Genomic DNA, 20,845 nt, shown 5'->3' on the forward strand with positions numbered 1-20,845 from the left:
GGGACCCGTCCGTCCCCACCGGACGGATCGGGCGGCACCCCTCAGACGGCCCGGCCCCGCTGGCGGGCCCGGCCCCGGTCGGCAGCCCGGCCCCGGTCGGCGCGGGCGGCGCCGAACCACCGCGGCAGGCTGCCGAGCAGGCCGTCCTGGTCGTCGCCGACCCACACCACATGGCCGTCCGGCCGCAGCAACACCGCCGCCGCCACCCCCAGCGCCGCCAGCTCCTCGCCGTCGTCGACGACGTGGTCGACCCGGTCGGCCCAGCCCGCCACCGACAGCAGGCCGGTCCGGTCGAGCAGCAGCCCGCGGCCGCCGTGCATCAGCTCGTAGAGCCGTCCGCGCTCCAGCGCCACGTCCCGCATCCGCCGGCCGAGCAGCTCGTGGCCCCCGCCGACGTCGTAGCGGACGTCGACCGCCGTGATCAGCCCGGTCACGTACCGGTTCACCTCCTCGAAGTCCATCAGCCGGGAGAACAGCCCGCGCAGCGCGGCCGCCCCCGGATCCGTTCCGAGCAGGGTGATCTGCGCCCGGCAGCTGTCCAGCACGGCCGCGCCCACCGGGTGCCGCTCGGCGTGGTAGCTGTCGAGCAGCCCCTCCGGGGCCCATCCGGCGACCTCGGCGGCCAGCTTCCAGCCGAGGTTGAACGCGTCCTGGAGGCCCAGGTTCAGCCCCTGTCCGCCGGTCGGCGGGTGGACGTGCGCCGCGTCGCCCGCCAGCAGCACCCGCCCGCAGCGGTAGCGCTCGGCCTGCCGGGTTGCATCGCCGAACCGGGACAGCCAGCGCGGCGAATGCACGCCGAAATCGGTGCCCGCGACCGCCCGCAGCCGCCGCCTGAACTCTTCCAGCGTCGGCGCGGCCGTCCGGTCCTCCGCCACCCCGTCGGCGGGCACGACGACGCGGTACAGCCCCGCCTGCCCGTCCACGTCGGGAGTCACCCCGAACCGCAGCTGGGTCCTGCGGACCTCCTCCACGACGGCCGCGATCACCGCCGGATCCTCGGCCGCCTCCACGTCGCCCAGCAACGTCTCCACCCTGGCGGGCTCACCCGGGAACCCGATGCCCACCAGCCTGCGCACGGTGCTGCGGCCGCCGTCACAGCCGACCAGGTAGCGCGAACGCAGCCGCGTCCCGTCGGCCAGCCCGACACCCACCCCGTCCCCGTCCTGGCTCACGCCGACCACCTCGCAGCCCCGGCGGATCTCCGCCCCCAGCTCGACCGCACGCTCCTCCAGCAGCCGCTCGGTGGCCGGCTGCGGGGTGGCGAGACCGTACGGGTGCGCCGTGTCCAACCCGGCCGGCCACGGCTTCACCACACCGCCGAACAACCCCCCGACCTGGAACCGATCGCCCGCCGCGGCGAACCGCTCCAGCAGGCCGCGCTGGTCCGTGATCTCGACGCTGCGCGCGTGCAGACCGCGCCCACGGGACTGCTCCGACCGCTCGGCCGACCTCTCCAACACGACCGTGTGCACCCCGTGCAGCCGCAATTCGCAGGCCAGCATCAATCCGGTCGGCCCGCCGCCGACCACGATGACGTCAATCATCGAGCACCCCTTCGCACCGATATCCCCACAGCCGGCCTTTCCGGGCCGTTCAGGCGGCGTTCGGCCCGGATTCCCGGAAATTCCCCGAGCCGATTTCCGCCGCGCGCCGATTCCCGCCCGCCCCGGCTCCGGCCGAGAATTCTGCGGCACCACCGGGGCCTTGCCGCAAGGCCCCCCGTGCGCTATATGTTGAGAGTGGCAAGGAGCGGGCGAGCTCCTTGCCCGTTGTTTTGCCCGGCGGGGGAGGGGTCCCGGTGGACGCCGGGTCGGCGTGGCTCCCGCAGGCGTACGACACGGGATTCTCCGTCACCTTCGCCGAAGGGCTGGACGCGCGGAGCCTGCTGCTCCGGCTCGGCTGCGAGGAGGACTCGATCGACGATCGCCGGCATCGCCGTGCTGCTGGCGCTGGCGCTGGTCGCCGGGTCGCCCAGTGCCTGGGCGTTCGCGCCGGGCCTGCTGCTGATCGGCCTCGGCCTGGGCGTGATGCTGACCCCGTCGGTGAACGTCGTCCAGTCGTGCTTCCCCGAGTCGCAGCAGGGCGAGATCTCCGGTCTGTCGCGCAGCATCTCCAACCTCGGCTCCTCGCTCGGCACGGCCGTCGCCGGCACCATCCTGGTGTCGGGGCTCAGCAAGGGCGCGTACGCGGCGGCGATGGCGGCGCTCGCGGTAGCCGGTCTGGGCGGCTGGCCGCCGCGTTCCTGCTGCCGCGGGTCCGCCGGCCCGCAGCGGCAGGGCCCGAGGCGGTGGCGGCGCCCGGCGCCCCGCAGCAGCAGTGACCCGGCCCGGCCCGGGACGGTGCAGGGCCGGCGTGCCGCAGGCCGCCCCGGGAGAGCCCGGAGCGGCCGGCGGTGCGGGCGGTCAGTGGGTGCGGCCCTCGGCGCGGTCGAGTTCCTCGTCCAGTGCGAGGGCCGCGTCGATCAGGGCCAGATGGGTGAACGCCTGCGGGAAGTTGCCGAGCTGCTCGCCCGAGGGGCCGATCTCCTCGGCGAACAGACCGACGTGGTTGGCATAGGTGAGCATCTTGTCGAAGGCGTAACGGGCCTGGTCGAGCCGTCCGGCCCGGGCGAGCGCCTCCACGTACAGGAAGGTGCACAGGTTGAACGTGCCCTCGGAGCCGCGCAGACCGTCCGGGGAGGCGGCGGGGTCGTACCGGTAGACCAGGCTGTCGCTGACGAGTTCGCCGTTCATGGCGTCCAGGGTGCTGAGCCACTCCGGGTCCTTCGGGCTGAGGAACCCGACCTTCGGCATGAGGAGCAGGGACGCGTCGAGGACGTCGGTGTCGTAGTGCTGGACGAAGGCGCTGCGCTTCTCGCTCCACCCGCGGTCCACGATCTGCCGGAACACCGTGTCGCGTTCGGCCTGCCAGCGGGCGATGTCGGCGGGGCGGGAGTGTGCGGTGGCCAGTCGGATCGCCCGGTCGAAGGCGACCCAGGTCATCAGGCGGCTGTAGGTGAAGTTCTGGCGGCCGCCGCGGGTCTCCCAGATGCCCTCGTCGGGCCGGTCCCAGTGCTCGGCGAGCCAGTCCACGACCCCGGCGAACGCGCGCCAGCCGCGGATCGCGCCGGTGTCCACGGCCTGGGCGAGGGCGTACGCGGCCTCGCCGTAGATGTCGAGCTGGATCTGGTCGGCCGCGGCGTTGCCGGCCCGTACCGGCGCGGAGCGCCGATAGCCCTCCAGGTGCTCCAGCACCTCCTCGGTGAGGTGCGGTTCGCCGTCGACCCGGTACATGATCTGCAGCGGCTCGCCCGAGGCCGTCCCGCCGGCGTCCAGCCGGTCCCGCAGCCAGCGGCGGAAGGCGTTCGCCTCCGTCACGAAGCCGAGGTCGATCAGCGCCCGGACGGACAGCGAGGCGTCGCGCACCCAGGTGTAGCGGTAGTCCCAGTTCCGCTCCCCGCCGATCTGCTCGGGCAGACCCATGGTGGCGGCGGCGATCGGCGCGCCGGTGGGAGCGTACGTGAGGAGCTTCAGGGTGATCGCCGAACGGGTCACCATCTCGTGCCAGCGGCCGCGGTAGCGGCAGGACCGCAGCCAGCCCAGCCAGAACCTGGTGCACGCCTCGAACTCGGCGGTGATCCTCTCGCCGGTGGGAGCCGGACCGCCCGGCCGGCCGCTGAGCGTGCCCGGCTCGCCCGACTCGCCGGTGAGCACCACGGCGGCGCGCTGGCCGGCGTGCAGCGTGAACCGGGCGGACACGTCCGTGCCGTCCGGGTGCAGCGCGATCGGCGCGGTCGCTTGCAGGTGCAGGTCCGTGCCGGGCCCGCGGAACAGCACCGACCCGTCGTCGAGCCGGGTCAGTCCGTGCGCCGCCCGGCCGTAGTCGAAGCGCGGCCGGCACAGCAGCTCGAACGGCAGACTGCCGCGCACCACCCGCGCCGCCCGGATCAGCCGGTGACGGGCGGACGGCGTCGGCGACGGATCCGGCGGCATGAAGTCGACCACCTCGCCGACCCCGCCGGGCGCCATGAAACGGGTGATCAGGACGGCCGTGTCCGGCAGGTACAGCTGGCGGACGGTCGCCTCGGGGCCCACATCGGCGGCGAGCCGGCAGAAGCCGCCGCGGTCGCTGTCCAGCAGTGAGGCGAACACGCTCGGGGAGTCGAAGCGGGGGGTGCACCACCAGTCGACGGTGCCGTCGGCGGCGATCAGCGCCGCCGTCTGCAGGTCACCGACGATGCCGTGGTCCGCGATCGGGGGGTAGTCGTTCACAGCGCCTCCTCGGCCCGCCGCACCGGCGGGGCCGTAACGGCCCCGGGCCGCGCCGCGACCGTCCCGGGTCCGGCACCGGGCCGCCGGCGGGGGCGGGCCCTCCGGCCGCACCCTCCGTCCGGGACCCGAGTGCCGCGGGGACGTCCGCCGCGACCCGGCTCGGGGCCATCGACCGGATCTGCCCATCATTGCGGCGGCGAACCGCCCCGGCCACTTCGCACGGATCCCGGCGCCGTGGGGCCCTTGCCGTCCGACCCCGACCCCGACGCCACCGGCCCGGCGCCGGTGGCCGGGTGGCGGCGCCGCAGGGTGCCGTCCGTTTCCTACTCGCTGGTACGCTGCCGCGCGGCACCGATGTCCGGCACCGCCCGCAACCACGGGCACCGCCCGCCACCCGCTGGTACCGCCCGCCACCCGCTGGTACCGCCCGTGAACCGTCGGCACCGTCACGACGCCCGCCCGCGTCCGAGAGGCCTGGAGGCCGCATGCGCGTGCACCACCTGGACTGCGCCACCATGTGCCCCTTCGGCGGCCGGCTGCTGCTCGGCAGCGGCGGACCCCTGGTCGGCCGGCTCTCCGCGCACTGCCTGCTGATCGAAGGCCCCACCGGGCTGATCCTCGTCGACACCGCCTTCGGCACCGCGGACGTCGCCGACCCCGGCCGGCTCGGGCGGCAGTTCCTCACCATGGTCCGGCCCCGCCTCGACCTCGCGCACACCGCACTGCACCGGATCCGCGCCCTCGGGTACCGCCCCGAGGACGTCCGCGACATCGTCCTGACCCACCTCGACCTCGACCACGCCGGCGGGATCGGCGACTTCCCGCACGCCCGGATCCACGTCCTCGACGAGGAACTCCGCGCCGCCCGCGCCCGCGCCACCCGCGGCGAACGCGACCGCTACCGCCCCGCCCAGTGGGCGCACAACCCGCGTTGGGTCGAACACCCGCTGGGCGGCGCCACCGAGGACTGGTACGGCCTGCCGGCCGTGCCGATCCTGCCCGCCGGCACCCCCGACCTCCTCCTGGTGCCGCTGCCCGGCCACTCCCGCGGCCACAGCGGCGTCGCCGTCCGCACCGCCGGCCGCTGGCTGCTGCACTGCGGCGACGCCTACTTCTCGCACACCGACGTCGCCCCCGGCCCCGTGCGCCGCCCGCCCGGCCTGACCGCCTTCCAGCGCCTCGTGGCCATCGACAACGGCGCCCGCCGCGACACCCTCGAACGCCTCCGGGAACTGCGCCGCACCCACGCCGACGAGGTCCGACTGGTCTGTGCCCACGACCCGTTCGACCTCGCCGCCCCCGGTGCACCCGCGGGCGCCGCCGCCACCGCAGCCGCCTCCGCACCCCTCGACCCGCAGCCCTGACCGCACGAGCGGCCGACCGCCCCGGCGCACCCCGCCGACCGACCCCACCGGCGGCGGGCTCGTGTTCCCCGCCGGCTCAGGGCCTGCCGAGTTCCGCGAGGCGGCGGGTGAGCGTGGCCCGTTCCGGTTGGTTGCCGACCAGGGCCAGTGCGGCCCGGTACGCGGCGGCCGCCTCGGCCGTGCGGCCGAGCCTGCGCAGCAGATCGGCCCGGGCGGCCGGCAGCAGGTGGTAGCCGCGCAACTCCTCCGCACCGGCCAGGTCGTCCAGCAGCGCGAGGCCCTCCTCCGGCCCGTCCCGCATGGCGACGGCCACCGCCCGGTTCAGCGCCACCAGCGGCGACCCCTCGATCCGCAGCAGCACGTCGTACAGCGCGACGATCTGCGGCCAGTCGGTGCTGTCCATGTCGGCCGCCTCGTCGTGCAGCGCCGCGATCGCCGCCTGCACCGCGTACGGCCCGACCCCGGGGCCGGTCAGCGCCGGGACGAGGAGCCGCTGCCCCTCCGCGACGAGGTCGGCGTCCCACAGCGAGCGGTCCTGGTCCTCCAGCAGCACCTGCCGCCCGGCGGCGTCCGTCCGCGCCGCCCGCCGGGCATCGGTGAGCAGCAGCAGCGCCAGCAGCCCCGCCACCTCCCGCTCGGCCGGGAGCAGCCGGTGCAGGATCCGGGCGAGCCGGACGGCCTCCTCCGCCAGATCGGGCCTCAGCAGGCCGTCGCCGGCGCTGGCCGCGTACCCCTCGGTGAAGACGAGGTACACCGCCCGCAGCACCGACGGCAGCCGCCCGGGCAGCTCCTCCGGCCCCGGGACGCGGAACGGGATCCGCGCACTGCGGATCTTGCGCTTCGCCCGGACGATCCGCTGCGCCATCGTCGCCGTCGGCACCAGGAACGCCCGGGCGACCTCGGGCGTGGTCAGGCCGGCGAGGAACCGCAGCACCAGCGCGGTCTGCGCCTCCGGCGACAGCGCCGGGTGGCAGCAGGTGAAGAACAACTGCAGCCGCTCGTCCGGGACGTCGTCGAAGCCGGGCTCGGGGACGACGGCCGCCGCCCGGTCGCTCTCCAGCTGGAGCAGTGCCAGCCGCTGCGCGAACGCCCGGTCGCGGCGGATCCGGTCGACGGCCTTGCGGCGAGCCGTCGTCAGCAGCCACGCCAGCGGCTTGTCCGGGACGCCGTCGACCGGCCACCGCTGCAGGGCGGCCTCGACCGCCTCCGAAGCGGTCTCCTCGGCCAGGTCCAGATCGCCGAACCTCGCGGCGAGCAGGGCGAGCAGCCTGCCCCGGTCCTCGCGGAACACCGCCTCCACGGAGCGGGCCGCCCGCCGCTCGTTCACGACCGGTCCGGCTCCCAGACGGTGCGGACCTCGACCGTGCCGTACCGGGCGCCCGGGCACCGCGCCGCCCAGTCGAGCGCGGCGTCCAGGTCGGGGACGTCGAGCAGGTAGTAGCCGCCGACGATCTCCCTGGTCTCGGCGAACGGCCCGTCCGTCACCACCCGCTCGCCGTTCACGCGGACCCGCACGGTGGTCGCGTTCACGAGGTCCAGGGCGTTGCCGTCGAGCCTCACGCCGGCGTCGGTCACGGCCTTCTCGTACGCCATGAACTCCTCCACGGTCGGCCCGCCGGCCGGCCGCTCCTCGGTGGAGCCGGGTGCCGGGGTGTTGATCAGCAGCAGGTACTTCACGGTGCAGCTCCTCGATGGTTCGGGTCGGTCGTGCAGGTATGACGAACGGGCTGCAGCGGAATCGACAGGGCGGCCCGAGGAATTTCCGGGCCGTCCCGTCGCGGGCCCTGACGGGCATCCTGTCGCGGATCCGGGCCGACCGTGTGCGGCCCCGCCGGAGCGGCCGTACCGGCGCCGGAAATCCGGTTGCGCCGTGGCGGACCATGGACGGGTGATCACCGGACAACGCGCTGTCGAGCCGGTCGAGGCACTCCTGGCGAAGGAGCGGCGGGGAGGGACGGAGGTCGCCGTCGACGAGGTGCGCGAGCACGCCCCGGGACGGCTGGTCCACTGCGACACGGTGGAGTGCATCCGCACCCGCGATCCGCGGAAGATGCTCGCCGGGAGCGGCCCGTACCTGGTCGACAAGGACGACGGAAGCGTCCACCTGCTGGCGCTCCAAGCGGTGGCGGACGGGTGGGAGAAGCACTTCCTCCGGCGGTACAAGGGTGTCCGGCCGCCGGACCTGCCCGACCCGCTGGCCCCGGCCGTCCGTGCCGTCCTGCGGACCGACGGGCCGGCCGCCGCCGTCCGCCACCTGCGCAAGCAGGCGCCGGTCCTCGGCATCGGCCGGGCCACGGCCTACGTCCGGGCGGTGGCCGACGGAGGCGACCCGCGGCAGGACCTGGTCGACCTGACCTGGAACCCCGCACCCGCCGGCCCGTTCCCCGTCCCCGGGCTGAGCGGGCCGGCCGGGTGAGGGCCCTGCCCCGCCGCCGACGCGCCCGGCCGACCCCCCGCGTCGCCCGACACCGCCGGTGATCCACCGTCAGTGTGCCCGCCCGCGTGCCCACTGCCGGGCCGGGGCCGACGGGTCGTCCTCGGCGGCGACGTGCCCGGGCGCACGGGTGGACAGGGCCCGGGCCAGGTCCAGCAGGCTCAGGCCGAACATCAGGATGCCCAGCGGGACGTGCAGCGAGGGCCGGTGCGCCATGCCCAGGACCACCTGGACCGAGGCGAGCACCAGGAAGCCCGAGGCGTGCAGGATGCGGCGGGGCGACGCGCCGCCGGGCCGCCACGCGAGGACCGCGGCGAGCACGTACAGCATCGACGCGCCGTACATCACGCGTGCCCCGACGCTGTGCAGCACCTCCTGCGAGGGGGAGGAGAGCAGCAGTCCGGCGGTGACCGCCTGGAAGAAGACGGCCGCGGTCTGCAGGGCGATGGAGGTCTGCAGGAACCTGAGGCTGCGTCGGTCCGTCGTCGTCCGTCCGTCCATGGTGCCGTCCCCTTGTCTGCCTCGCGGCGGGTCGCCCGGTTGCGTGCCGGTAGGCGGACGACGCAGGCGGGCGGAACGTGACACGGGGCGGCGGACCGGCAGGACGGACCGCGCGGCGACGGGTGGGGCGCGCGGCGGGCGGAGGCCGCCGACCGTGAACGCGGGGACGGTGATTTCCATCGATGGAATATCGCCGGTCGCAGCATCGCGCCCACATGAAGCCATGTCAACTCCCTTGCATGGAACGGCTCGGACCTCTCCTCCGGGCGGCTCGGGCGAAGGTTTCGAGTTCTCCCGTCGCGACCAGCTGATTCGATGATCCATCAGAATTTCCATCGTTGGAGACCTTCCCCGGGCGGCCTGCTTCTCCTACCGTCTGGGCAGGCTCGCCGCCCCCGTCCGGAGAGGAGGGCCGCCTCCCGGCCGAGCCGTACCGCTCGCAGATCCACCCCCACCACAGTGTCAGGAGCACCTCATGCGCGACCTGAGGCCGGCCGCCCCACGGGCCGTCCCCGCCGCCGCTCGCGGCACCCTGCGCCACGCGAGGGTCCTGGTGGCCGCCGTGGCCGCCTTCGGACTCGCCCTCGCCGGACTGCTCGGCCTGCCGGGCCGGTCCCACGCCGCGGGCTCGCTGCCCTGCGACATCTACGCCGCAGCCGGCACACCCTGCGTCGCCGCGCACAGCACCGTGCGCGCCCTCGCCTCCTCCTACAACGGCCCGCTGTACCAGGTCACCCGCGCCTCGGACGGCGCCCGCGCCGACATCGGACTGCTGAGCCCCGGCGGCTACGCCAACGCCGCCCAGCAGGACGTGTTCTGCGGCGGCAGCACCTGCCGCATCACCAAGGTCTACGACCAGACGGCACGTCACAACGACCTCCTGCCCGGCCCGGCCGGCACCGCCGGCATGGGCGCCGACCGCGGTGCCGACGCGAGCGAGATCGCGGTCACCGCCGGCGGCCACAAGGTCTACGGCATCTGGATCTCGCCCGGCGTCGGCTACCGCTACACCGGCCGGGCCTCCGGCGTCGCCGTCGACGGCCAGCCCGAGGGCGTCTACATGGTCGCCAGCGGCACCCACGTCGGCGCGGACTGCTGCTTCGACTACGGCAACGCCGAGTCCACCCCGGCCGACACCGGCAACGGTCACATGGACGCCGTCTCCATCGCCACCACCTGCTACTTCCCGCCGTGCAGCGGCTCCGGCCCGTGGATCGAGGCCGACCTCGAGAACGGCATGTTCCAGGGCGACAACGGCTCCAACACCGCGAACCGCGGCAACAGCACCCCGTACGTCACCGCCGTCCTCAAGAACGACGGCCGGCGCACCTACGCCCTCAAGGGCGGCAACTCGCAGACCGGCGCGCTGACCACCTGGTGGAACGGCTCGCTGCCCACCCGCGGCGGCTACCTGCCCATGCACCAGGAGGGCGGCATCATCCTGGGCACCGGCGGCGACAACAGCAACTGGAACAAGGGCACCTTCTTCGAGGGCGCGATGGTCGCCGGCTACCCGACCGACGCCGCCGAGGACGCCGTCCAGGCGAACGTCGTCTCGGTCGGCTACACCGGCCGGACCAACGTGCCCAACGGCCCGCAGGGCACCATCGCCGGACCGGGCGGCAAGTGCGTCGACGTCGCCGCCGACGACACCGGCGTCAACGGCACCGGCGTCCAGCTCTGGGACTGCCAGTCCTGGGCCGAGGACCAGCACTGGACGCACAACGCCGACGGCTCGCTCGGCACCATCGGCCGGTGCCTGGACGTCAACGGGAACGGGACGGCGAACGGCACGCAGGTCGAGCTGTGGGACTGCAACGGGGTCGGCGGTCAGAAGTGGGTGCAGCAGGCGGACGGCTCGCTGCGCAACCCGCAGTCCGGCCGCTGCCTGGACGCGCCGAACGGCACGACCGGCAACGGCACCCGGCTGCAGATCTGGGACTGCAACGGCGCCGCCGCCCAGAAGTTCTCCGTCAACGGCGGCGCCCCGGTCACCGGGCCCGGCGGCAAGTGCGTCGACGTCGCGGCCGACGACAGCGGCGGCAACTCCGCGGCCGTCCAGCTGTGGGACTGCCAGTCCTGGGCCCTCGACCAGCACTGGTACCACAACGGCGACACCTCGCTGAGCACGCTCGGCCGGTGTCTGGACGTCAACGGGAACGGGACGGCGAACGGCACGCAGGTCGAGCTGTGGGACTGCAACGGGGTCGGCGGTCAGAAGTGGGTGCAGCAGGCGGACGGCTCGCTGCGCAACCCGCAGTCCGGCCGCTGCCTGGACGCGCCGAACGGCACGACCGGCAACGGCACCCGGCTGCAGATCTGGGACTGCAACGGCGCCGCCGCCCAGAAGTTCGCCCTGAACTGATGCCGGACGGGCGGTGGGGGAGGCGGGCGACCGCATCCCCCGCCGCCCCCCGGGAGGGGCCGTGAGCAGCGCCGCCGCGGCCGGCCGCCACCGGCGGGTGCACGGCGGCCCGGCCCGGCCCGGCCGGACAATGGAGGCCGGGGCACCGCCGTCGTGGAGAGGGCGTGATCGCCGTGGCACCGGACACGGGCCGCTGGATGCTGACCTTCCCGGGACCGGCCGGGTCCCACGGCGAACAGGACACCGTGATGGTGGAACGGCAGGCCGGGTACGGTCCGCACGGCCACCCGGTCTACGAGGACGCCGACCGCGCCGTCCGGGTGGAGATCGAGGACGGCGGTCTCGTGCACGTCCTGGCCCTGGTCGACCGGCCCGTGCCGGACACGCCCGTGCACGCCGTCCCGCTGCACTGAGGAAAACCGGTTGGGCCCGGCGGGGCGGGCTGGTAGCGTCTGGGCAGCCGTGAGACGACCGAGGAGGTGACACCCGTGAAGGCTGTATCCGTATGGGTGCTCCCCATCTCCGTTGCGGCGGGCGACTGACCGTGGTGTCGCCGGGAGCGCCTGGTCGCTGGCACTCCCGAGAGGCAACTCCCATGAATCCTTCGCATTCCACCCCGGTCGGGGACGACCGTGCGGTCCGGGTCACCCGGGTCTCCGACACACAGTGGCAGGCCGTCGAGGACGGCGTCGTGGCCGGCACCGGCGACGCTTCGCTCCGGCCCGACGGACGGCTGTTCGTCAGCATCGACGCCTGGCACGGCGCCGCGTTCGACCGCATCGCCGACGCCATGCTGGCCGACCTGCCGCAACCGCTCCACACCCTGGTCGACGAAGCCGACCACGACGAGGCGTCCGCCTGGGGACGGCTCGGCTTCACCCCGGCCCGCCGCGAGTGGGGCCACCTGGTGCCCACCGACCCCCGGGCCACCGGTCTCGGCGACGTGCCGTGCCCGGACGGCGTGACGATCCTCCCCGCCGGATCCGCGGAGGACGGCCCGCTGCGCGCCCTGGACCGTGTCGTCCGCGACGAGGTCGAGGCGACCGCCGGCTGGCGGACGATGCCGGCCGAGATCCTGCCCCGCCCGGCGGGGGACACCGTGATCGACCCGTCGATGTACGCGGTGGCGCAGGAGGGGGACCGGTACGTGGGCCTCGTCCGGGTGACGCCGCGCCTTCGGCTGCCGCGGATCGGGCTGATCGCCGTCCGGGCCGACCGGCAGCGCCGCGGCATCGGCCGGGCACTGCTCGCCCACGCGCTCGGCGCCCTGCACGAGGCCGGGACGGCCTGGGTCCGCGCCGAGGTGGACGAGTCCAACGCGGCGGCCACCGCCCTCCTCGCGGGCACCGGGGCCCGGCGCGAGGGCGGCACGCTGGAGCTCGTCCGCCGCTGACCCGCGGCCGCACCCGGGGCGCCGGCGACCGCCCGAGCACGTCGCCCACACCATCACCACCACCATCACCGGAGAGATCGAGGAACCATGACCAAAGCAGCAGGGGGCATCGAGGTGGAGGGCACCGTCGTCGAGTGCCTGCGCAACGCCACCTTCACCGTGCAGTTGGCCAACGGGCACAAGGTGCTCGCCCACATCAGCGGGAAGATCCGCAAGAACTACATCAAGATCCTCCCGGAGGACCGGGTGCTCGTGGAGCTCAGCCCCTACGACCTCACCCGTGGCCGCATCCGCTACCGCTACCGGTGACCGTCCGACGACGGTGACACCCTGTGAACGGCCCTGCCGAACCATCCGGTTCGGCAGGGCCGTTCGCCTTGCCGGGGGACGGCGGGCCGGCCGGCGCGGACCGGGGCCGGCGGGCGGGGCGCGGGGGCGGCGGTTGACGGCCCGCCGGCCGGGCCCGTTGGATGATGCGAAGTTGGCTATACATCTTTGGGTCGGGCAAGGGCCCGGTCCCGGCCGGAAGGGGTCCGTGTGACGCGGGAAGCGGGTTCCGTTCGTCGTCCTCGCCGCCGCCGTGCTGCACGCCCTCTGGAACGCCATGGCGCACCGCAGCGGCGACCGGCTGGCCGGGTTCGCCCTGATGAACACCGCCACCCTGGCCTGCGGCGCCGCGCTCGCCTGCCTCGTCCCGCTGCCGGACCCGGCCGCCTGGCCGTTCGTCGCGGCCTCCACCGTGCTCCAGGTCGGCTACCAGCTGCTCCTGCTCCAGGCCTACCGGCTCGGCGACTTCGGGCAGATGTACCCGATCGCCCGCGGTACCTCGCCGCTCGTCGTCGCACTGCTGTCGGTCACCGTGCTCGGCCGGTCGCTGCCCGCCGGGCAGGCCGCCGGGGTCCTGGTCATCTCGCTCGGCCTGGCCGGCCTCGCCCTCGCCGGCGGTCTGCCCGGCCGCGCCCGGCTGCCCGCCCTCGGCGCCGCCCTGGGGACGGGCGTGCTGATCGCCGGCTACACCGTGGTGGACGGCGCCGGAGTCCGGCGGGCCGGCGGCACCGCGGGGTACCTGGCCTGGATGTTCCTCGCCCAGGGCGCGGTGATGCTGCTCGTCGCGCTGGCCGTCCGCGGCCGGCCGCTGCTCACCGCGATGCGCCGCCGACCCCGGCAGGGCCTGGCCGGCGGCGTGATGTCACTCGTGGCGTACGGCCTGGTGGTGTGGGCGCAGACCGCCGGCGACCTCGCCACGATCGCCGCGCTGCGCGAGACCAGCATCCTGATCGCCGCCCTGATCGGCGCGTTCGTCCTGCGGGAGCCGCTCGGCCGCTCCCGGCTGGCCGCCGGCGCGGCCGTGCTGGCCGGGATCGTGGTGCTCAGGCTCGGACACGGCTGACGCCGCAACGACACCCGTCCCACCCGGTGGGGACCGGGCTCAGCCGAAGTCGGGGCCCGGGCGCTCCGGGGCGGGCAGGTCGACCAGCCGGGCGAGGGCGTCGACCACGCCCGCCGCGTGCGCCGGCACGTGGACGGACGCCCAGCCGGCGGCCAGGACCAGGAACGCCGCCAGGTCACGCTCGGCACCGGCGAGCAGCCGGCGGAGCTCGTCGACGGACACCTCGATCACCTCGGAGTCGCTGCGCAGGGTGTCCACCACGAGCCGGACGGTGTCACCGTGCGGCAGGGCCGCCGGAGTCACCGGCTCGTGGCCGTACCAGAGGGGTTCGCCCGCCTCGGTGACGCGGTGCCACTGGCGCCGGTCCTCCAGGCCCTCGCAGCAGCCGGGTCGGAAGACGACGCCCGTCGAGGTGTCGGTGACCTGCAGGCCGCCGGAGGCGCAGAGGCCCTCGTCCGCCGTCAGCAGCCCGTGCAGGAAGTGGCCGACGGGATCGTCCGGCCGGGGCGGGAGGTCGTCGTCGCGCAGGTACTCGGCGATGCCCATCATCACCGTGCCGACCTCGGCCGGGGTGAGGCCCCCGTGCAGGGGCAGCAGGGCGAACCGCTCGGTCTCGACGACCGGCCACAGGCCGAAGCCGTCCGGCGGGACGATTTCCACGACAGGACGCATCACGATCACCCGCCGGAGTCTGCCGCGTCCGGCCCGGCGGCGCCTTTGGATTCCGTGCTGCGGCACCCGGCCGCCGACCCCTGATCGGGTGACGTTGGTTCGGCGGGGACGGAGTGTCCGGGGTGCGGTCGCGGGCCGGTGGCTGGCGTGGCCGGGCGGGCCCGGGACGTGACGGGACGTCGGGTGCGTCGTACGGCCGCGGCGCCGGGAACGGCCCGGGCGCCCGCTCCCACCCGCAGCAGGGAGAGGAAGACCCTTGGAGCTCGCCGCCGTCCACCGGCCCGAACCGGCCTCCAGGGCCTGCGCGACCTCGGGAGCCGGCACCGCGCCGACGGACCCGGGGGCGACCGCGGCGTTCCTGGGGCACTACGAGGGCGGCTACCGCCTCATCCGGCAGGGCCTCGACCTGTCGCTCCACCTCGGCCCGCGGATTCTGCCGCTGGGTGTCCTGCCCGACGGCACCTACCCCGACGGCACCTACGTGGTGACCACCGGCCTGCTGGTCGGGAACGAGGTCCGTCCGACCCGGGGCGCCGACGGCACCCCGCTCGTCGAGGTGGTCGGATTCGAGACCGTCCGCCGCACCGTCGGGCTGCCGTGATCCACCGGACCCCGTGCCGGGCGCGGACTCAGCCGGGGATCGGGCGGGTGTCGACCGGGTACCAGGCGGCGTTGCCCGGGGCCGGGTTGAAGTCGTAGCGGACCCCGCTGCGGCCGAGGCCGACCAGGGCGAGCGAGGTGGTGGCCCAGATCCGTCCGGCGCCGAAGTCGCGGTGCTGGACGAGGGCGGCCGGGTCGGTGCGGTCCAGCCCGTCGCCGTCGGCGATGGCCGGCCAGTCGCCCCACACCGCGGCGGTCGGGGCGTCGGCACGGCCGGCGGGCCCGGTGGGCGGTTCGGGCCGGTGGACGGCGGCGAGCCGGGGCCGGAAGTGTGCCAGCCGGGCGGCCATCATCCGGGAGGCGCTCTGCGAGGAGGTCCGGTGCGAGGCGAGGCCCTCCATGCCGTCGTTGATGACGGCGTGCAGGCCCGGCTCCAGCGAGGTGCGGGTGAGCCCGGTGCCGCTCCACCCCAGCATGGAGACCGCGTCCGGCCCGGCGGTGATCAGGTGGAACGGGTCGTAGCGCGCCCAGTCGCGGTCGGCGAGGTCGGCGCCGTCCGCGGCGAGCAGCGGCAGTTCGCCGCGCGAGAGCCGGTTCGCCGGGTCGGCCGGGAGGCCGAAGCCGTTCAGGATGCAGGCGAGCCGCGGGGTGCGGCCGTCACCGCCCGGGTCGACCGCCAGCCAGGTGCCGCCGGCCAGCAGGTCCAGGCCGCCGAGCAGCCGGGGCCGGTCCGGCCAGTGCCGGGCGGGCGGCAGCCACGCGCGGTCGGCGTACTCGTCCCGTGCAGCGAGGACGACGACCGGCACCGGCGAGCCGGGATCGAAACTGACGAACACGGTGCACACGGCGCATCCCCTCACCCGGGCCGTTCCTCTCCCGTGATCCTCGCACGGCGGCCGGTGGACCGGGTGGGCGCGCCTTTCCCTCGCGCCGCCGACGGGACTTGACACGTCGTCCGGAACGCCGCCGGCCGCCCGCGGTGCCTGCGCGGCCGACCCGGAGACGGCGGCGTCCCCGATCTTCCGAGAAATCTCGACATGAAGTATCTTGATATCGAGATTTGCATCGAAGGAGACGAGCGGGGGTCGCCCATGCGGCGGAAGCGGATTACCGGCGGACTGGTCGCACAGCTGCGGCAACCACCGGGCGGCCGGGACGGCCGGACGATGCTGCTCGCCCAGTTCGTCGACCGGACCGGCACCGGCGTGTGGTCGGCCGCGGCCGTGCTCTTCTTCACCTTCGTCCGCGGCCTCGACGCCGGGCAGCTCGGCCTCCTGCTCGGCGCCGGAGCGGTCGCCGGGATCGCCGGATCGCCGCTCGCCGGCCGGGCGGCCGAACGGTTCACCGTCCGGGGCCTGCTGACCGCCTGCCACCTGCTGCGGCTCGGCACCACGGGCCTGCTGCTGGTCGTGCACGACTACGCCGTGCTGCTGGCCGTGGTGGCCCTCACCTGCCTCGGCGAGCGGGCCGCCAAGACACTGGAGATGCTCTTCGCCACCCGGGTCGCGGGTGAGCGCCGAGGCGTCTACCAGGCGCTCTTCCGCAGCACCGCCAACGCCGGCTATGCGCTCGGCGCGGGCATCGCGGCCCTCGGACTGGCCGTGGGCACACCCGCCGCGTACCGGGCGCTGATCCTCGCCAACGCCCTCTCCTTCGTCCTGGCCGCCGCCCTCGTCCTGCGCACCCGGGAGCCGGCCGGCCACGGGTCGGTCGTGGCCCGGCACGCGGACGGCGGGGGAGCGGGGCCCGCGGACGGGTCCGCCGCACCCGGCCCCTGGCGGGACCGCGGCTACCTGCTGTTCGTCCTGCTCGACATCCCGCTGAACCTCGACGACTCGGTGCTCAACGTGGGCCTGCCGCTCTGGCTGGTGCACCGCACCGAGGCGCCGCACGCCCTCGTCCCCGCCTTCCTGGTGGTCAACACCGTCCTGGTGGTGCTGCTCCAGCTGCGGGTCTCCGCCTGGGCCGAGGGGCCGCACGGGGCGCTCAAGGCGCTGCGCTGGTACGGGGCGGCGCTGCTCGCCTGCTGTCTGCTGCTGGCGGCGTCGACCGGCGGCGGCCCGTGGTGGTCCTCGGCGGCACTGCTGGCGGCCGCCGGCCTGGTCACCCTGGCGGAGCTGCTGCGCTCGGTGAGCTCCTGGGAACTGGCGGTGAGCCTGGCGCCGCCGCGGGCCCGGGCCTCCTACCTGGGGGTCGCCGGGATGGCCCAGTCGGTGCAGAAGTCGGTGGGGCCGCTGCTGCTCACCGGCGTGGTCACGGCCGGCGGCCCGCTCGGCTGGATCGCCCTCGGCGTGGCGGCGACCGGCCTCGGCACGGTCCAGCGCCGCGCGGGCCTGCGCCGGCTGGCCTCGCGGGCCGCCCGGGCGTCCGGGGCCGCACAGGTGTCGGGCGCCGCACAGGTGTCGCCGGTGGCGCCGCCGCCCGGCGGGGCCGAGGGCGCGCCCGTCCCCCCGGCCGGGGTCCCGGCGTCCTGAGGGGGTCGGACGCCGGTTGCCGACGGTCGAAAACGGCCTCGTACACCGTCCTTCCGCTGTCCGCCGTCCGGGCGACATGTGCGTCTGGTCACATCGCTCCTCACAAAAATGCTAGGACGTCCTACTATATTTGGTGAGTAGTCTCCGCCGAACCGACATGAGGGTCCTCCATGAGCGATCTGCACCGTCCCGTGCACCCCGTCCGACTGGTCACCGCGTCGGCACTGTTCGACGGGCACGACGCGTCGATCAACATCATGCGGCGGATCTTCCAGTCCCAGGGCGCCGAGGTCATCCACCTCGGACACAACCGGTCCGTCCAGGAGGTCGTCGACGCGGCCCTCGAGGAGGACGCCCACGGCGTGGCCGTCTCGTCCTACCAGGGCGGACACGTGGAGTACTTCGAGTACCTCGTCGAGCGGCTGCGCGAGGCCGGCGCCGAGCACATCCGCGTGGTCGGCGGTGGCGGCGGCGTGATCGTTCCCGAGGAGATCGACCGGCTGCGCAGCAGCGGCGTCACCATCTTCTCGCCCGAGGACGGCCAGCGGATGGGCCTGGCCGGCATGGTCAACTCGGTCGTCAAGGACTGCGACTTCGACCTGTGGGACGGCCGGGCAGCCGACCTGGACGCCCTGCTCGCCGGCGACCGGTTCGCGATCGCCCGCAGCATCACCGGCGCGGAGCTGGGCAAGCTGCCCGCCGACTTCACGGAGCGGGTGCGCGCCGCCGCGGCGACCAGGGTGACCCCGGTCCTCGGCATCACCGGCACCGGCGGCTCCGGCAAGTCCTCGCTCACCGACGAGCTGGTCCGCCGGTTCCGCGTCGACCAGCAGGACAAGCTGCGGATCGCCGTCATCGCGGTCGACCCGACCCGCCGCCGCGGCGGCGGCGCGCTGCTCGGCGACCGGATCCGGATGAACTCCCTCGACGGGAACCGGGTCTTCTTCCGCAGCCTCGCCACCCGCGGCAGCCACGAGCTGCCCGAGCACCTCTCCGACGTCCTCGCCGTCGTCAAGGCCGCCGGCTTCGACCTGGTGATCGTCGAGACGCCCGGCATCGGCCAGGGCGACGCGGCCATCGTGCCCTTCGTCGACACCTCGCTGTACGTGATGACGCCCGAGTTCGGCGCCGCCTCCCAGCTCGAGAAGATCGACATGCTCGACTTCGCCGACGTCGTCGCCATCAACAAGTTCGAGCGCCGCGGCGCCAAGGACGCCCTGCGCGACGTCGGCCGCCAGCTCGTCCGCAACCGCGAGGCGTTCGGCACCAAGCCCGAGGACATGCCGGTCTTCGGCACCTCCGCGGCCACCTTCAACGACGACGGGGTCACCGCGCTCTACCAGAGCCTGCGGACCGCCCTCGCCGAGCACGGCCTGCCGGTCACCGACGGCGCCCTGCCCGAGGTCTCCGTCCGCCACTCCTCCGGCATCCGCCAGGTCGTCCCCGCCGAGCGGGTGCGCTACCTCGCCGAGATCACCGAGACCGTCCGCGGCTACCACGCCGAGACCGAGCGGATCATCGAGGCCGCCCGGTCGGTGCAGCGCCTGGACGCCGTCCGCGGCCAGCTCGCCGACGCCGGCCACGACGCCGCGAACGTCGAGGCGCTGCTCTCGGCCGCCCGCAAGCAGCTCCCGCACGAGGTCAGCGAGCAGATCGACAACTGGCCTGCCGTGGTCGCCTCCTACTCCGGCGACGAGCAGGTCGTCGTCGTCCGGGACAAGGAGATCCGCACCAAGCTGACCCGCGAGTCCCTCTCCGGCAACCGGATCCCGCGCGTCGCCCTGCCCGGCTTCACCGACCACGGCGAGCTGGTCGGCTTCTGGCGCCGCGAGAACCTCCCCGGGCTCTTCCCGTTCACCGCCGGCGTCTTCCCGTTCAAGCGGGACGGCGAGGACCCGGCCCGCATGTTCGCCGGCGAGGGCGACCCGTTCCGCACCAACCGCAGGTTCAAGCTGCTCTCCGAGGGCCAGCCCGCCACCCGGCTGTCCACCGCCTTCGACTCGGTCACCCTCTACGGCCGGGACCCCGACGAGCGCCCCGACATCTACGGCAAGGTCGGCACCTCCGGCGTCTCCGTCGCCACCCTGGAGGACATGAAGGCGCTCTACGACGGCTTCGACCTCGCCGCGCCCACCACCTCGGTGTCGATGACCATCAACGGCCCGGCGCCCACCGTCCTGGCGTTCTTCCTCAACACCGTGATCGACCAGCAGGTCGACGCCTTCCGCGCCGCCGAGGGCCGCGACCCGTCGCCCGAGGAGGCGGCCGGCCTGCGGGCGCACGCGCTGGCGAACGTCCGCGGCACCGTGCAGGCGGACATCCTCAAGGAGGACCAGGGCCAGAACACCTGCCTGTTCTCCACCGAGTTCTCGCTGCGGATGATGGCCGACATCCAGGAGTGGTTCATCGCCAACAAGGTCCGCAACTTCTACTCCGTCTCCATCTCCGGCTACCACATCGCCGAAGCCGGCGCGAACCCGATCAGCCAGCTGGCCTTCACCCTCGCCAACGGGTTCACCTACGTCGAGGCGTACCTCGCGCGCGGCATGCACATCGACGACTTCGCGCCCAACCTGTCGTTCTTCTTCTCCAACGGCATGGACCCGGAGTACTCCGTCCTCGGCCGGGTCGCCCGGCGGATCTGGGCCGTGGCGATGAAGCACAAGTACGGCGGCAACGAGCGCTCCCAGAAGCTGAAGTACCACGTGCAGACCTCGGGCCGCTCGCTGCACGCCCAGGAGATGGACTTCAACGACATCCGCACCACCCTGCAGGCGCTGATCGCCATCTACGACAACGCCAACTCGCTGCACACCAACGCCTACGACGAGGCCGTCACCACCCCCTCCGAGGAGTCGGTGCGCCGGGCACTGGCCATCCAGCTCATCATCAACCGCGAGTGGGGCCTCGCCATGAACGAGAACCCGCTGCAGGGCTCGTTCGTCATCGACCAGCTCACCGACCTGGTCGAGCAGGCCGTGCTCGCCGAGTTCGACCGCATCAACGAGCGCGGCGGCGTGCTCGGCGCCATGGAGACCGGCTACCAGCGCGGCCGCATCCAGGACGAGTCGATGCTGTACGAGCAGCGCAAGCACGACGGCAGCCTGCCCATCATCGGCGTCAACACCTTCCGCCGCCCGGGCGGCGACGGCGAGCCCCAGCAGCTGGAGCTCGCCCGTGCCACCACCGCCGAGAAGGAGTCCCAGCTGGAGCGCGTCCGCGGCTTCCAGCGCGGGCACGGCGCGGAGGCCGCCGAGGCGATCGCCCGGCTGAAGACGGCCGCCATCAGCGGCGAGAACGTCTTCGATCTGCCCGGAGGGCGGGGGTGAGGACGGCGCCTGCGCGGTCGACGAGGAGTGCCATCTCGTAGCCGACGAGGCCGATGTCGGAGTCGGGGGCGGC

Annotated in this window: 16 protein-coding genes and 3 pseudogenes; 11 read left to right on the forward strand and 8 right to left on the reverse strand. The window is 74.4% G+C overall.

The window, feature by feature from the left end; all coding sequences use genetic code 11:
* Nucleotides 1–41: 41 nt before the first annotated feature.
* Nucleotides 42–1,544 (reverse strand): rifampin monooxygenase, encoded by a 1,503-nt coding sequence (rox, locus tag AB0442_RS12935; RefSeq protein ID WP_366162580.1) that lies wholly within the window; start codon nucleotides 1,542–1,544, stop codon nucleotides 42–44.
* A 378-nt stretch (nucleotides 1,545–1,922) separates the two neighbouring features.
* Between rox and AB0442_RS12940 the strand changes: the two are divergent.
* Nucleotides 1,923–2,320 (forward strand): annotated as a pseudogene (locus tag AB0442_RS12940) (MFS transporter); the annotation flags it as partial.
* An 82-nt stretch (nucleotides 2,321–2,402) separates the two neighbouring features.
* Here AB0442_RS12940 and AB0442_RS12945 read toward each other — a convergent pair.
* Nucleotides 2,403–4,250, reverse strand: a complete 1,848-nt coding sequence (locus AB0442_RS12945; protein ID WP_366162581.1) for a glycoside hydrolase family 15 protein — start codon at nucleotides 4,248–4,250, stop codon at nucleotides 2,403–2,405.
* 485 nt (nucleotides 4,251–4,735) lie between these two features.
* Here AB0442_RS12945 and AB0442_RS12950 point away from each other — a divergent pair, with 485 nt between their 5' ends.
* Complete coding sequence (locus AB0442_RS12950; RefSeq protein ID WP_366162582.1) at nucleotides 4,736–5,614, forward strand: MBL fold metallo-hydrolase; 879 nt, start codon at nucleotides 4,736–4,738, stop codon at nucleotides 5,612–5,614.
* Nucleotides 5,615–5,690: 76 nt separating this feature from the next.
* Here the strand turns inward: AB0442_RS12950 and AB0442_RS12955 are convergent, their stop codons facing one another.
* Nucleotides 5,691–6,941 (reverse strand): DUF6596 domain-containing protein, encoded by a 1,251-nt coding sequence (locus tag AB0442_RS12955; protein WP_366162583.1) that lies wholly within the window; start codon nucleotides 6,939–6,941, stop codon nucleotides 5,691–5,693.
* A complete protein-coding gene (locus AB0442_RS12960) occupies nucleotides 6,938–7,291 on the reverse strand; it encodes a YciI family protein (RefSeq protein WP_366162584.1) in 354 nt (117 codons plus the stop codon). The genes AB0442_RS12955 and AB0442_RS12960 overlap by 4 nt, the downstream gene beginning before the upstream one ends.
* A 211-nt stretch (nucleotides 7,292–7,502) precedes the next feature.
* On the opposite strand from AB0442_RS12960, the gene AB0442_RS12965 reads away from it, so the two are divergent.
* Nucleotides 7,503–8,030, forward strand: a complete 528-nt coding sequence (locus AB0442_RS12965) for a YrhB domain-containing protein (protein ID WP_366162585.1) — start codon at nucleotides 7,503–7,505, stop codon at nucleotides 8,028–8,030.
* A gap of 69 nt (nucleotides 8,031–8,099) precedes the next feature.
* Here AB0442_RS12965 and AB0442_RS12970 read toward each other — a convergent pair whose 3' ends face one another.
* Entirely contained in the window at nucleotides 8,100–8,549 is a 450-nt protein-coding gene (locus AB0442_RS12970) for a hypothetical protein (RefSeq protein ID WP_366162586.1), read from the reverse strand.
* Between the two features lie 475 nt (nucleotides 8,550–9,024).
* On the opposite strand from AB0442_RS12970, the gene AB0442_RS12975 reads away from it, so the two are divergent.
* From AB0442_RS12975 to AB0442_RS12995, 5 genes are all read left to right on the forward strand, one after another.
* On the forward strand, nucleotides 9,025–10,914 hold the full coding sequence (locus AB0442_RS12975; protein ID WP_366162587.1) for an arabinofuranosidase catalytic domain-containing protein: 1,890 nt from the start codon (nucleotides 9,025–9,027) through the stop codon (nucleotides 10,912–10,914).
* Nucleotides 10,915–11,078: 164 nt separating this feature from the next.
* Entirely contained in the window at nucleotides 11,079–11,327 is a 249-nt protein-coding gene (locus tag AB0442_RS12980; RefSeq protein WP_366162588.1) for a DUF6296 family protein, read from the forward strand.
* 182 nt (nucleotides 11,328–11,509) lie between these two features.
* Nucleotides 11,510–12,307, forward strand: a complete 798-nt coding sequence (locus AB0442_RS12985; protein ID WP_366162589.1) for a GNAT family N-acetyltransferase — start codon at nucleotides 11,510–11,512, stop codon at nucleotides 12,305–12,307.
* Nucleotides 12,308–12,394: 87 nt separating this feature from the next.
* Entirely contained in the window at nucleotides 12,395–12,616 is a 222-nt protein-coding gene (gene infA / locus AB0442_RS12990; RefSeq protein ID WP_344625629.1) for a translation initiation factor IF-1, read from the forward strand.
* A gap of 295 nt (nucleotides 12,617–12,911) precedes the next feature.
* Nucleotides 12,912–13,697, forward strand: a complete 786-nt coding sequence (locus AB0442_RS12995; protein WP_366162605.1) for an EamA family transporter — start codon at nucleotides 12,912–12,914, stop codon at nucleotides 13,695–13,697.
* A 39-nt stretch (nucleotides 13,698–13,736) separates the two neighbouring features.
* On the opposite strand, the gene AB0442_RS13000 is transcribed toward AB0442_RS12995, so the two are convergent.
* Nucleotides 13,737–14,369 carry a hypothetical protein gene (locus AB0442_RS13000; protein WP_366162591.1) on the reverse strand — a complete coding sequence of 211 codons (633 nt, stop codon included), beginning with the start codon at nucleotides 14,367–14,369 and terminating at the stop codon, nucleotides 13,737–13,739.
* Nucleotides 14,370–14,625: 256 nt separating this feature from the next.
* Here AB0442_RS13000 and AB0442_RS13005 point away from each other — a divergent pair, with 256 nt between their 5' ends.
* On the forward strand, nucleotides 14,626–14,970 hold the full coding sequence (locus AB0442_RS13005) for a hypothetical protein (RefSeq protein WP_366162593.1): 345 nt from the start codon (nucleotides 14,626–14,628) through the stop codon (nucleotides 14,968–14,970).
* A 28-nt stretch (nucleotides 14,971–14,998) separates the two neighbouring features.
* Here the strand turns inward: AB0442_RS13005 and AB0442_RS13010 are convergent, their stop codons facing one another.
* Nucleotides 14,999–15,814 carry an NRDE family protein gene (locus tag AB0442_RS13010; RefSeq protein ID WP_366162594.1) on the reverse strand — a complete coding sequence of 272 codons (816 nt, stop codon included), beginning with the start codon at nucleotides 15,812–15,814 and terminating at the stop codon, nucleotides 14,999–15,001.
* Nucleotides 15,815–16,006: 192 nt separating this feature from the next.
* Here AB0442_RS13010 and AB0442_RS13015 point away from each other — a divergent pair, with 192 nt between their 5' ends.
* Together AB0442_RS13015 and icmF are read left to right on the forward strand one after the other, a co-directional pair.
* Nucleotides 16,007–17,443: an MFS transporter gene (locus AB0442_RS13015; RefSeq protein WP_366162596.1), complete on the forward strand. Its 1,437-nt coding sequence runs from the start codon at nucleotides 16,007–16,009 to the stop codon at nucleotides 17,441–17,443.
* A 170-nt stretch (nucleotides 17,444–17,613) separates the two neighbouring features.
* Nucleotides 17,614–20,748 (forward strand): annotated as a pseudogene (icmF, locus tag AB0442_RS13020) (fused isobutyryl-CoA mutase/GTPase IcmF); the annotation flags it as partial.
* Here icmF and AB0442_RS13025 read toward each other — a convergent pair.
* Nucleotides 20,729–20,845, reverse strand: a pseudogene (locus AB0442_RS13025) (roadblock/LC7 domain-containing protein); the annotation flags it as partial. The pseudogenes icmF and AB0442_RS13025 sit on opposite strands and share 20 nt — an antisense overlap.

The sequence above is a fragment of the Kitasatospora sp. NPDC085895 genome, assembly GCF_040702125.1.
GTDB classification, from domain to species: domain Bacteria; phylum Actinomycetota; class Actinomycetes; order Streptomycetales; family Streptomycetaceae; genus Kitasatospora; species Kitasatospora arboriphila.